Here is a 12645-nt window from a genome sequence, read left to right on the forward strand (position 1 = left end):
CCCCGGTTCAGGCGGATTCGAGATACTCCGTGAGCTCCGTCACGGCCGCCCGGCCCGCGCGGTTCGCGCCGACGGTACTGGCCGAGGGCCCGTAACCGATGAGGTGGATGCGCGGATCCGCGGCCACCCGGGTCGCGAGACGGCCGTCCATGGTGATCCCACCGCCCGGGCCGCGTAACCGCAGCGGCGCCAGATGGTCCAGCGCGCTGCGGAACCCGGTCGCCCACAGAATCACCTGCGCGGACCGGAAACTCCCGTCGGCCCAGCGCACCCCGTCGGGTTCGATACGCTCGAACATCGGCAGGCGCCGCAGCACCCCGCGGTCCCGGGCCGCGCGCAGGCGGTCGTCGAGCGGGAGCCCGGTCACCGAGACCACCGAACCCGGAGGCAGCCCCCGCCGCACCCGGTCCTCCACCATCGCCACCGCGCGCCGCCCGGCGTCCTCGCCGAAAGGGGTCTCCCGGAAGACGGGCTCCGAGCGGGTGACCCACGTCGTGGTGGTGAACCGGGAGATCTCGTCGAGCAGTTGCACCGCCGAGATACCGCCGCCGACCACCACCACGTGCTGCCCGGCGAACTCCTCCGGCCCGCGGTAATCGCGCGTATGCATCCGGCGCCCGGCGAAGGTCTCCGCGCCGGGATAGTGCGGGATGAACGGATGCTCCCAGGTCCCGGTGGCGTTGATGAGGCCGCGGACCCGGATCGTGCCCACGGTATCGGTTTCGGCGTGCAGCAGTCCGTCGCGGTCGGCCCGGTCGCAGACGACCCGGACCGTCACCGGCCGGCGCACCCGCAACTCGAACCGTTCCTCGTAACGCCCGTAGTAGTAGGGCACCGCGGTCGCCGCGGGAACCTCGGCGGCCGGGGTCGCGGTGGGCGGCAGGTTCTCCGCGAACGACATCCCGGGCAGATCGTGCACCCGGTTCACCGTGCTCAGGGTCAGCGACGGCCACCGGAACTGCCAGGCGCCGCCCGGTCCGGGGGCGTGGTCGACGATCAGGAAATCGGTTCCGGGCACCAGGCCGCGGCGGCGCAGGTGATAGCCCGCGGACAGGCCCGCCTGCCCGGCGCCGATCACCAGGATCGGAGGGTCCGCCGCCGGCCGCGCTGACTCGGTAACCACGGACGCCGATGCTAACCGGGAACCTCCGGCCGGCTATCGGGCAGCGCCGCGCGGCGTCGAAACCGTCTCCCGCACAGCGTCTTCCGTCAGCAGCGGGGCGGCCGCTCGTTCGGCGTCGCTACCGGAGATGTTCATATCGGGTTTCCATTTTGCGCACGGCCGCCGTGCGAACCTGGGGTGGACCTCCTGGGAATCAGGTATCCCCACCGCTGATCCGCGTACTACTTCGTGGCACTCGACCCGCGAAGTCCGATGTGCCGACAGGAGACCGACCATGGCGCAGCGGGCCGCACCGGCCGAACGATATCGCTGGTACGTGGCGGCGTTGGGCCTGTTCCTGCTCAACGGCCTGGGTTACGCGGCACTGGCCTCGCGGTTGCCGGAGTTACGCGATACCTACGGGCTGAGCGACTCCCAGCTCGGTTTCGCGCGGACGGGGTTCGTGGTCGGCCTGACCGCGAGCATGTTCGTCGCCCCGCAACTGGTGCGGCGGGCCCGGGCCCGCCGGGCCGCGCCGATCGCGGCCGGGATCTATCTGCTCGGTATCGGCGTCGCGGGGGCGGGCCTGGGATTGTGGTCGATGGTGGGCTGGCTACTGGTGGCCGGCGCGGCGAACGCACTGCTCGATATCGGCCAGAACGTCATCGCCGTGCGGCTCGAGAAGATCCGCACGGCAGCCGGCGTGGGCGCGCGGGCCAACAGCCTGCTCTCGCCGCTGGAGGGTTTCCAGGCCGTGGGCGGGGTACTGGGCGCCGCGTTCGGCGCGGCCACCGCCGGACGGGTCGGGCTCACCGCCTCCTTCGCGGTACTCGCCGGCGTGGGCGCACTGGGCGCCGTCCTCGTCTTCGTCCTGCTCCGCGGGTTCGAGCCGCCGGCGGACGACCACACCCGTCCCGACACGACGGCCGAGCACACCGCCGGCGCCCGGCGCCCCACGCTCACCTCCCGCCTGGCGGCGGCGTACCCGCCGCGGTTGCGCCGTCTCACCGCCATGAGTTTCGCCGCGCTGCTGCTGGAGGGCGCGCTGATGAACTGGCTCACCGTGGTGGTCGTGAACGCGGGCGGTTCGCCGACGGCGGCCAGTACGGCGCTCACCGTGTTCATCGGCGCGCTGTGCGCGGGGCGGCTCGCCTACGGACCGCTGAGCCGATGGTTGGACCGGGTACGTTTCGCCCGGTTCAGCGGCGTACTCCTGTTCGCCGGCATCGCCGGGATCGTCCAGCCGCTGTGGCACGGGTCCGCCGCGTTCACCCTGCTGTGTGCGGCCGCGGCGGGGCTCGGGCTGTCGAATCTCCATCCGTTCTGCACGGCCACGGTCGGCCACACCGCCACGGCCGGCACCGAGGAAACGGCGCTGGGCAGGCTGAACCGGGTGGCCTATACGGGGATCGCACTGGAGGGTGTCCTGATCGCCGCGCTGACCGCCGCGCTGGGGCTCGACGCGGCCCTGGGTGTGCTGGGACTGCTCGCGCTGCTGTTCGTCTTCGGCGCCCGGCGGTTCGCCGCCGACGCCGCGCCGGTCCGAGTCCGATGAGGCCATACCGGGTCGACACGACACCGGTGGAACACCGTATTTCCGCAGGTTACCGACCGGAGTGGCGTACCGTCTGGCCAACGGGGCCGCACGGGTCTCCCCATCAGGAGGACGCCGATGTCCGATAAATCTCCGCGCAATACCAATTCCAAGAAATCCGGCAAAACGCTGAAGGAAAAGCGAGCGGACAAGAAGGCCAAGGCCGATCGCAAGTCCGAGGCCGCGACCGCTGTCGAACCCAAGGCCTAGTTCCCCCGGACCCGCCCGTCACCGGCGGTGGCGGGCGGTTTCCGGCCGCCGGATACGCCGCACCGGTTACGGGACCGGCCGGGACGCGCGGCTCTCCACGGCGCGGGTCACGTCCGCGACGAGATGGTCGAACAACGCGTCGGCGTCGAAGCGGGTTTCGGCCCGCGCCCGGCGCAGCAGGGGCAACGCGAGTTCCGGCCGATCGTCGAGCCAGGCCCGGGGCACCGGGTACTGCTCGCCCAGCGGAGCGCCGCTATCGGCCCGGTAGTCCACGAAGAGCGCGAAAGCGTAGAGCCGCAACATCAGATCGCTGTGCACCAGGAGCGCATCGCGCAGGTCCAGACCGACGGCGGTCAGGAATTCGAGAAAGGCCTCGGGCGCGGTGAGCCGCCGGTCGGGGATCCGCGCATCGCTCACCCGCTCGTCGAGCGCGACCAGCAGTGCCCGGGGATGACGCCGCCCGACCGCCCGGTGCAGGTCGCAGAATTCGCGCAGACTCGCGCGCCACTCCCCGGGATCCAGCTCCGGATCGGGTAATCCGGACAGCCACAGTTCCACCGCCCGGTCCACGACCTCCTGCCGGTCGCGGACATGCCGGTACACCGCACGAACCGTCACGCCGAGATGGGCGGCGAGGTCCTGCATCGTGACGGCCGCGAACCCGGATCTGCCCGCCAGTTCGAGCATCGCGGTGGCGACGGATTCGGCGTTGAGCGTCGCGCGGCCGGCCCGGGTCGCGGGGCTACGACGCCGCCGCCCCGGCGGTAGCGGTTGGGACATCACCGCACCCTACCCACAGTTCTTGACGTTCACAATGCATTGACATCAAGCGTCCGGCTTCACACACTGGTGAGGCCGCCGCTCCCGTCGCGCCGGTATTCCGAACGAAAGGCGGTACCGATGAACACCGGCGATCTCCGTGACCCCGTGCTCGACACCCTGATCACCGATCTCCAGCGGCGTAGTGCGGAGCAGGTTCCCGCGATCACGTCCTATTTCGCCGAACGCGCCGAACGCGGCGACGCCGCGGATCTCGTCGAGCTGGATCCGCGGGCCACCGGATTCCTGGCCGATAAACTCGTCGCCCTCGAGCACGACAAGGCGCTGCTCTGCCATCGCCTGTGCCTGGCGATGCGGGCCCGCCGGATCGTGGAGATCGGCACCTCGTACGGAGTTTCGACGCTCTACCTCGCCCGGGCGGTCCGGATGGTGGTGGACGCGGACGGCGGTTCGGGCGTGGTGATCGGCACCGAGCACGAGCCCGCCAAGGCCGCGGCCGCCCGCGAGAATTTCCACGCCGCGGGCCTGGCGGATGTGATCGACCTGCGGGAAGGCGACCTCCGCGAAACCCTCCACGATCTGGACGAACCGGTGGATATGGCGCTGATCGACATCTGGCCCGCCATGGCACGACCCGCGCTGGAACTGCTCACACCGAAACTCCGGCCCGGCGGCGTGCTGCTGGTCGACAACACCGAGAACCGTCCCGACAGCTACCGCGACGCCTTCGACTACATCGACGATCCGGCCAACGGCCTGCTCACCCAGACCCTCCCGTTCCGGGGCGGTCTGGAGATGATCGTGAAGCTGTAGCCGCCGCGGCCGGGGAGGGAACCCGGGAAGGTTGTCGGGCCGCGCCGATAGTCTGCGGGGATGGTCAGACCCGATCCCGCTCTGCGGCGCCTGATGCGCGATACCGGAAAGTTGCTCGAGCCGTACGGCTTTCATGGTGGCGAGCCGCGCTGGGTGCGGATCGAACCGGGCGGTGTCGCGGCCGTGGGACGCACCCGGGTCTCGCGCACCTGGCACGACGGACAGCAGGTCATCGGGTTCGGCCTGCAGGCGAGTGCCACACCCACCGCCTGGTGGGAATTCGGTAATTGGCGCAATATCCGGCTGGGCCTGCCGACCGTACCGCTCGCCGAGGCCGCGGGGCCGGATCTGATCGACGCCGGAGAACCCGCCCCGATGTGGAGCCTGCGTATCGACCCCGACCGCCCCGGTGGTCACGCGTCGCAGGCCGATATCGACACCATCCGCGCGGAACTGCCCCGGCGCGTGCACGCCCATGCCCGCCGCGCCCTGCAACTCCTGGATTCCGACCGGTACCTCGACGAACTGCTGAACCAACCGGATCCGCGCCTCGGCACCTGGGAGACGATCGCGGTATTGCTGACCGGCCGCGGTCCGGGACCGGAGCTCGACAATGCGATAGACCGGATCCGGGAGGGCTTCGCCGGGCGCGAGCCCTCGGGCTACGCGAACGATATCGTCGAATACGCGCGGAGCCGGGTATCCGCGCCCCGGCCCGCCCGCCGAGTAGGCTCACCCGGGTGAGCACTCCGGAATCGGACGGTATCCAGGTCGAGGTGGTCCGGGTCTTCACCGATGCCACCGGGGGATTCGGCAACGCGCTGGGTATCGCCCGCGCCGGTGATGTGATCGGCGCCGACCATCAGGCCCTGGCCGCCCGGCTCGGTTACAGCGAGACGGTGATCGTCGACGATCCCCGCGGCGGCAGCGCCCGGATGCGTATCTACACCCCCACCGTCGAACTCCCTTTCGCCGGACATCCCACGGTCGGCGCGGCCTGGTGGCTGGCCGATCAGGGCACGCCGGTCACCACCCTGGAGGTGCCCGCCGGACCGGTCTCCGTCGCGGAGAGCGGCGGCCTGGTCCGGATTCGCGCGCTCCCGGCCTGGGCCCCCGACTTCACCTTCCACGAGTTCGACGACCTCGAACTGCTGGCCACCGTGGACCCCGCCGAATTCGACAGCGGCCACCACTACCTCTGGGCCTGGACCGACCGTGAACGTGGCGCGGTGCGGGCCCGGATGTTCGCCCCCGCCATGGGTATCGCCGAGGACGAGGCCACCGGCGCCGCCGCCATCGCCCTCACCGGCCGTCTCGAGCGCGGACTGGAGATCACCCAGGGCCAGGGCTCGCAGCTGTTCACCGAATACGACCCCGACGGCTGGGTCCGACTGGGCGGCCGGGTGGTCGCCGATCATCCGGTCGTGCCGTAGTCACCGCGGCGCGGCGGCGACCGCGTGCGCTCCCCTGCCCGGATCATCGAGGTCGAGTACTTCGTCGGCGAGGCGTTCGATCACCATGTCCTGGTGACTGATCACCAGGAGCGACAGCCCGTCCCGGCGCAATCCCGCGAGGAGATCGATCACGACGTCGCGGGATTCGGCGTCCAGTGACGCGGTGATCTCGTCACAGATCAGGACCCGCGGATCCGCGGCGAGAGCTCGGGCGATCGCGACCCGCTGCTGCTGGCCACCCGACAATTCGCCGGGCCGCCGGGCCGCCAGCCCCGGGTCCAGACGCACGGCCTCCAACAATCGGTCCACTTCCCGCGCGGCCTCCGGTGTATCCATGCCCCGCAGCAGGCGCAGTGGCCGGGCGATCTGGCCGCCGACGCGATGGGCGGGGTTGAGCGAAGACGCCGGATTCTGGAACACCAGCCCGACAGCCCGCAGGTGCTCGCGAGAACGGCGGTCGACGTGATGGTGCAGTGGGATACCGTCGAGTGCCAGCCGTCCGTTCGCGGGCCGGTGCAGGCCTGCGAGGGCACGTGCGACGGTCGTTTTACCGGAACCCGACCTGCCGGTCAACGCCAGGCAGCCACCACGGCCGACAGTGAAGGACAGGCCGTCGACAACCGGAGTCCGATCGTGTCCGACCGTGAGCGCGTCCACCCGCAGCACCGGCACCTCCGCGGTTTCCGACGTCCGCGCCCGGAGCGGTCCGGCCGCTGTTCTCCGCGGCGCCGGCGCCGCGTACGACGTGATCCGCCCGCCGGGTAGTTCGAGCACATCGTCGATCAGTGGCGCCACACTCGGAAGATCGTGCGTGATCATCATGAGTGCGACGGTGGACTCTCTGCGTATCCCCGCCAGAGTTTCGAGCAGCTCCGCGCGGGTGCGGGTATCGAGCCCGGTGGTCGGTTCGTCCAAGACGACCAGCGCGGGATCACCGGCCAACGCCATCGCGAGAAGCACCCGCTGCTGTTGCCCGCCCGACAACTCGTGGGGATATCGTCGCCGGAAGCCGCGGTCCCCGGGCAAACCGACTCGGCGTAGCGCCGCGGCGACGGTCTCCTCGCCGGCGTATCCTTCGCACAGTCGGGCGATCTCACCGATCGCGGTGCCGATCCGCAACACCGGATTGAGGCCGGTGGCCGGATCCTGCGGAACGAATCCCACCGTCCGTCGCCGCCCGTCCGCACCACCGACGGCGACGGTGCCCGCGGCGCGGAACCCGGCGGGCAGGGTCCCGAGTATCGCCGACACCAGCGTCGTCTTACCGGTTCCCGAGGCACCGACGAGCGCCAGTCCCCGCCCCGGTGCCAGGCGGACGCTCACATCGTCGAGGATCCTCGCACCGCCGGGGGCGTGGACGGTCAGGTGCTCGACCCGCACCGCGTCGTCCTCGGTACCCGAAACAGGCACCCGCACCGGTATGCCGTGTCTGCCCAGTGCCTGGTCACTGATCAGATTGACCGAGACCACCAGCGCCATGACCAGCAAAGCCGGGGCCAGCACCGACCAGGGCTGGATACCGAAACCAGGACGGTTCTCGGTGATCATCAACGCCCAGTCGGGTGAGGGCGGCCGCAGCCCGAGTCCGAGGAACCCACCCACCGCCACGATCGAGATCACCCACGAGAACCGCACCCCCGCATCGGCGACCACGACCGACCTCAGGTTGGGCAGAACCTCGACCAGTGCCAGCCGCCACAGTGATTCGCCGCGCGCCCGCGCGGATTCGACGTATCCCGTAGCGGCGATGTCGTGCACGGTGGTACGGACGATCCGCACGATCCACGGAACCGTCGCCAGCGAGGCGGTGACCACAATGGCCACCGGGCCGGTCCCGAGCGCGGTGGCGATCACCGCGAGCAGCAGGAACCACGGGATGACGACCACGACGTCGACCGGCCGCATGATCCACGGATCCGCCCGCCGGCGCAGGCCCGCGACCAGTCCCAGCCCGAGACCTGTTGTGTAGGCCACGAGCAGTGCCAGCACCGCGAGCGAAACGAGTGGCAGCCCGCCGTGCAACACCCGCGACAGCACATCGCGGCCGACGACATCGGTACCGAGCAGATGATCGGGGCCGGGATCCAGGAACGGTCCGCCGACAGCGGCCGTCGGCGCGTACGGAGCCACCACCGGACCCACCACGACGATGGCCAGCACGAGGGCCAGTACCGTCGTCCAGCCTGCTCGGGCCCATCGGGGTCGCGTCATCGCCGCACCTCGGTGACCAGTGCCCGCGCCCGCGGACTGATCACCAGGGCGACCAGATCGGCCATCAGATACGCGCCGACCCCGAACGCGGCCAGCAGCACCGCGGCGGACTGGACGAACGGGTAGTCGCGGGAGGCGATGGCGCTCAGCATCTCCTGGGTCAACCCGGGATAGACGAACAGCGTTTCGACCACCGCGATCCCGCCGACCAGCCCCACCACCGATCCGGCGAGCGGATGGATCGAGGCCGACACTGCGTTGGGCGCGATATGCCGGAGCAGCAGCCGCGGCCCGCCGACGCCGTTGAACCGCGCGGTCCGGATGTACTCCGACCCCATCACATCGGCGGTCTGGGCCCGCACCATGCGGATGGGGTGCGGGGACAATCCCAGCAGCAGACAGCTCACTGGCAGCACCAGTACCTCGGGCCGGCTCCACACACTACTTCCGCTGGGTACCAGCGATATCGCGGGCAGTAGCCGCAGCGACAGCGAGACGATCGCCACCAGCAGCACCCCGCTCACGAACGGTGGTACCGATTCGATGGTCAGTGCCGCGACACTGATCCCCCGGTCGGTCCGCGAACCGGGCCGCGAACCGGCGAGCAGGCCCAAGACGATCGCCAGCGGGATCAGCAGCGCTGCGGTGACCACCGCCAGCACCGCGCTGTTCTCGAGGCGGCCCAGCAGCACATCGTCGACCGGACGGCCCGAGATCAGGGAACGGCCGAGGTCGCCGTGCAGGAAATCGGTGGCCCATTCCAGGAAACGGACCGGGGCGGGACGGTCCAATCCCAATTCGGCCCGCAGGGCCGCCAATTGCTCAGGCGACGGATCGCCGCCGCCGCGCCTGGACAGGATCACCACCGCCGCATCCGAATCCAGAGCCTCGAACAGCCCGAAAACCACCAGCGCGACAGCGGCGAGAACGCCGAAACCTGCGACCACGCGCCCGAGCACATAGCGGGGCAGGCCCCTGTTCACGTCCGGGCTGCCAGCCAGGTGGTGGTGTAGTTGGCCCAGTCGTCGGTCCCGGGAACACCGTCGCGCATGCCGCCGATATGGGCGCGGGCGGCGTCGGGACGTTTCGCGAAGGCGTACAGGATGTAGCCGCCTTCGTTCCAGAGGTCTTCCTGCAGTGCGTTGTACAGATCCCGGCGCCGCTCCGGGTCCATCGCGGAACGCGCCGCCGCGAATTCCGCGTCCCAGGCCGGGCGCCGCCAGCCGGTGCCGTTACTCGGCGACGCGCTGGTCATGGTCTGGCCGTAGAAGTAGTCCAGGCTGTAGTTCCACCAGCCCACCTGGCTCAACGGGACTTTGCCGCTCACTTCTTTGAAGTAGGTGTCCGCCGGGGCCGAGCCGAGTTCGATGGTGATGCCGGCGGCCTTGGCCTGTTCGGCATAGAGCGTCGCCGCTTCGACCATGCCGGGCATACCGTCGGCGGTGGGCAGTGTGACGACGAGATTCTCTTTACCGGCCGCGCGCAGCAGGTCCCGTGCCCGCTGGGGGTCGTAGGCGCGCTGGGGCAGGGTGTCGTTGTAGTACGGCGCGCCCTTACCGTAGATATCGTTGCCGATCTCGCCGTACCCGTAGTACACCGCGTCGACCATCGCCTGCCGATCCACGGCCAGCCGCATGGCCTGCCGGACGCGCGGATCGTCGAACGGCGCCATATCGACCCGCATCTGGAAGGCGCCCATCAACCCGGCGGGCGGCACGATCACCCTCGCGGTGGGATCGCTTTCCAGATTGCGGGCCTGCAGATAGCTCATCTCGTGCACCACATCCGCCTCTCCGGAAAGGAAGGCGTTCATCCGGGCCTCGGTTTCGGCGATCTGGATGATCTCCACCTCGTCCAGTAGGGGCGGCCCGTCCCAGTGCCGATCGTTGCGCCGCAGCAGGGTGCGATCACCCGGCGACCACTTCACCAGCGCGAACGGCCCGGTTCCCACCGGCAGCGTCTTCTCATCGAAGGTGGTGGACCCGGCCTTGACGATGTAGCAGTACCAGCCGGCCAGCACGGACGCGAAATCGGCGATCGGGGTCTTCATCGCGACCACGACACCGAGGTCGCCGTCGGCGCGGGTGCGGCCCATATCGACCATCGCCAGATCGCCGGAGGACGGTTTGGCCGGGTCCAGCATCCGCTCGAAACTCCACAGCACATCGCGGGAGGTCAGCGGGCTGCCGTCGCTGAACAGCACGCCAGAACGCAACCTGATCCGCCATTCGCTGCCGTCGGCGTTCGGTGTCATCGATTCGGCGAGCCGATAGCGTGGGGTGAGGTCGTTGTTGTAGGCGACCAGTTTGTCCCAGACGTTCTTCGATACCGCGCCGCCCGCGGAACTACCCGCTTCGTGCGGGTCGAGGACGTCCGCGGCCGCGGAGCGGCCGGCGATCACCGACCGCAATCGGCCCCCGCGCTGCGGCGGCCCGTCCGGCCCGGTGGCGCCGCCGGTATCGGTGCCGCACCCGGTCAGCACCGGGATTGCGCCCAATGCCGCGAGCCCGGCCAGTCCGGCGGTGCCGGCCAGCAGCCGCCGGCGGCCGATAGCGGGCCGGCCTGTTGTGGAGTTGTTCATCGCCATACCTCGTGGATCTGCCCGAAAACGTCGGCGCAGGTGTCCTGGCTCCCGGATCGACGCCTCTCCGCCGGCCTTCCGACCCGGGTAGGTCGTGGCCACGCATGGCGGATTGCTCCTCGGTGACAGTTGCGGGACAGCCCCGGATTCCCACCGGTGTTCCCTGCGCCTCGGACGAGGTTACCCGGCCGCTACCCGCCGCGGCGCACACCGGCCACCCGAGGGACCGGACCGGCCGCTCAGGCCGTGGCCGGGGCCGAGACCACCGCCCGCGCCGGGCTCACGGCGGGATGCCCCAGAGCCGCCAGCACCTCCTTGGTCGCGGCGGCGTAGTTCAAGGTGACGAAATGCAGGCACGGTGCGCCCTCGACGACCAGGCGCTGAGCCAGTTCGATGGCGATCTCGATGCCGGCCGCCCGGACCGCGCCACGGTCCTCTTCGGCACCGCTACCCGCGGCTGCCGCCAGCCGGTCGGCTACCCGGCGCGGCAGCGGCCGTCCGCACAACGCCTCGGCGCGGGCGACCGTCCGCAGCGAGGTGATGGGCATCAACTCGGGGATGATCGGTTTCGCACCCTCCACCGGGTCCAGCGCGATCATCCGGTCCCGCAGCCGCAGATAGTGTTCGACGTCGAAGAACATCTGGGTAATCGAATACTCGGCTCCGGCGCGGAGTTTCGCGGCCAGGAACGCGGTGTCGGTGTCCAGATCCGGCGAACGGTGATGCCCCTGCGGGAAAGAGGCCACCCCGGTATGGAAACCGCCCAGCCCACGGACTAGGCGGACCAGTTCCTCCGCGTACTCCACCCCATCCGGGTGTTTGCGCCATTCGCCCAGCGGGTCGCCGGGCGGGTCGCCACGCAACACCAGCAGGTCACGGATTCCCGCATCGGCGTAGCTGCCGATCAGCGAGCGGATCTCCGCGATGCTGTGCCCGACCGCGGTGAGGTGCGCGACCGGGAGCAGGGTGGTCTCCCGGGCCAGATCGGCGACCAGCCGGACGGTGCGGTCCCGGGTGGAACCGCCCGCCCCGTAGGTCATGGAGGCGAACGCCGGGCGCATCCGTTCCAGCTCCCGGACCGCGCGCCACAATCGTGCTTCGCCTGCCGCGTCGCGGGGCGGGTTGAACTCCACCGAGAACGGCACCGCCCCGCCGGATCGGTCCTGCAGGTTCCGCACGACCGACCCGGCAGCGGGCAGTGTCATTCGGCGGCTTCCGGCGAGGCCAGGACGACGAGAAGATCTCCTCCGTCGACCTGCTGAACGGATCCGATGGCGATACGGGCGACGGTGCCCGCCCGCGGCGCGGTGATGGCGGCCTCCATTTTCATGGCCTCGATGGTACCCAGGGGGTCTCCGGCCTCGACGGTATCGCCCTCGCCCACCGTCAGGGTGACGACGCCGGCGAACGGTGCCGCGACCTGGCGGGAATCGTTCCGGTCGGCCTTCTCCGCCTGTTTCACCTCGCCGGCGATGGAGCGGTCGCGAACGGCGATCGGCCGCAACTGGCCGTTGAGGATGCACATGACCGTGCGCATCCCGCGTTCGTCCGGTTCGGAGATCGCCTCGAGCCCGATGAGCAGCGTGACGCCCTTCTCCAGCTGAACGCGATGCTCCTCGCCATACCGCAGGCCGTAGAAGAACTGGTTCGCCGAGAGGCCGGTGGTATCGCCGTAGGTGTCGCGGTGGGCGAGGAATTCACCGGTCGGTCCGGGGAACAGCAGCCGGTTCAGGGTGGCGCGTCGTTGCGCCGGCCCGCCGTCGAGAGCCTTCTCGTCCTCGGCACTGAGCGGCACCTCGGGAGATGCGGCGCTGCGGCCGGCGAGCGCCTTCTCCCGGAACGGTTCGGGCCAGCCACCCGCCGGGGTACCGAGTTCACCACGCAGGAAACCGATCACCGA

Annotated in this window: 12 protein-coding genes and 1 riboswitch; of the genes, 5 read left to right on the forward strand and 7 right to left on the reverse strand. The window is 70.2% G+C overall.

Translation table 11 applies throughout. From position 1 onward, the window contains the following. Positions 1–7 precede the first annotated feature (7 nt). Positions 8–1123: a flavin-containing monooxygenase gene (locus tag ACZ6SF_RS08235; RefSeq protein ID WP_466061266.1), complete on the reverse strand. Its 1116-nt coding sequence runs from the start codon at positions 1121–1123 to the stop codon at positions 8–10. A gap of 274 nt (positions 1124–1397) precedes the next feature. Here ACZ6SF_RS08235 and ACZ6SF_RS08240 point away from each other — a divergent pair, with 274 nt between their 5' ends. Together ACZ6SF_RS08240 and ACZ6SF_RS08245 are read left to right on the forward strand one after the other, a co-directional pair. Beyond that, a complete protein-coding gene (locus ACZ6SF_RS08240; RefSeq protein WP_466061267.1) occupies positions 1398–2657 on the forward strand; it encodes an MFS transporter in 1260 nt (419 codons plus the stop codon). Between the two features lie 117 nt (positions 2658–2774). Next, entirely contained in the window at positions 2775–2906 is a 132-nt protein-coding gene (locus ACZ6SF_RS08245; RefSeq protein ID WP_466061268.1) for a hypothetical protein, read from the forward strand. Positions 2907–2972: 66 nt separating this feature from the next. Here ACZ6SF_RS08245 and ACZ6SF_RS08250 read toward each other — a convergent pair whose 3' ends face one another. Next, positions 2973–3686: a TetR/AcrR family transcriptional regulator gene (locus tag ACZ6SF_RS08250; RefSeq protein ID WP_466061269.1), complete on the reverse strand. Its 714-nt coding sequence runs from the start codon at positions 3684–3686 to the stop codon at positions 2973–2975. Positions 3687–3806: 120 nt separating this feature from the next. Here ACZ6SF_RS08250 and ACZ6SF_RS08255 point away from each other — a divergent pair, with 120 nt between their 5' ends. The 3 genes from ACZ6SF_RS08255 to ACZ6SF_RS08265 are packed head-to-tail and all read left to right on the forward strand — an operon-like array spanning position 3807 to position 5932. Further along, on the forward strand, positions 3807–4499 hold the full coding sequence (locus tag ACZ6SF_RS08255; protein ID WP_466061270.1) for an O-methyltransferase: 693 nt from the start codon (positions 3807–3809) through the stop codon (positions 4497–4499). Positions 4500–4559: 60 nt separating this feature from the next. Continuing rightward, positions 4560–5243 carry a hypothetical protein gene (locus ACZ6SF_RS08260; RefSeq protein ID WP_466061271.1) on the forward strand — a complete coding sequence of 228 codons (684 nt, stop codon included), beginning with the start codon at positions 4560–4562 and terminating at the stop codon, positions 5241–5243. Next, a complete protein-coding gene (locus ACZ6SF_RS08265; protein ID WP_466061272.1) occupies positions 5240–5932 on the forward strand; it encodes a PhzF family phenazine biosynthesis protein in 693 nt (230 codons plus the stop codon). The genes ACZ6SF_RS08260 and ACZ6SF_RS08265 overlap by 4 nt, the downstream gene beginning before the upstream one ends. On the opposite strand, the gene ACZ6SF_RS08270 is transcribed toward ACZ6SF_RS08265, so the two are convergent. From ACZ6SF_RS08270 to ACZ6SF_RS08290, 5 genes are all read right to left on the reverse strand, one after another. Further along, positions 5933–8164, reverse strand: a complete 2232-nt coding sequence (locus ACZ6SF_RS08270) for an ABC transporter ATP-binding protein/permease (RefSeq protein ID WP_466061273.1) — start codon at positions 8162–8164, stop codon at positions 5933–5935. Beyond that, positions 8161–9147, reverse strand: coding sequence for an ABC transporter permease (locus ACZ6SF_RS08275; RefSeq protein WP_466061274.1), 987 nt, complete (start codon positions 9145–9147; stop codon positions 8161–8163). Before ACZ6SF_RS08275 ends, ACZ6SF_RS08270 begins: the two co-directional genes overlap by 4 nt. Beyond that, positions 9144–10745, reverse strand: coding sequence for an ABC transporter substrate-binding protein (locus ACZ6SF_RS08280; protein ID WP_466061275.1), 1602 nt, complete (start codon positions 10743–10745; stop codon positions 9144–9146). Before ACZ6SF_RS08280 ends, ACZ6SF_RS08275 begins: the two co-directional genes overlap by 4 nt. 37 nt (positions 10746–10782) lie before the next feature. Then, positions 10783–10910: riboswitch (cobalamin riboswitch) on the reverse strand. 74 nt (positions 10911–10984) lie between these two features. Then, positions 10985–11950: a methylenetetrahydrofolate reductase gene (locus tag ACZ6SF_RS08285; protein ID WP_466061276.1), complete on the reverse strand. Its 966-nt coding sequence runs from the start codon at positions 11948–11950 to the stop codon at positions 10985–10987. Then, positions 11947–12645, reverse strand: a 699-nt coding sequence (locus tag ACZ6SF_RS08290; protein WP_466061277.1) for a biotin/lipoyl-containing protein, incomplete at its 5' end; no start/stop codon positions are given. The genes ACZ6SF_RS08290 and ACZ6SF_RS08285, both read right to left, overlap by 4 nt.

The sequence above is a fragment of the Nocardia sp. NPDC049935 genome, assembly GCF_055586645.1.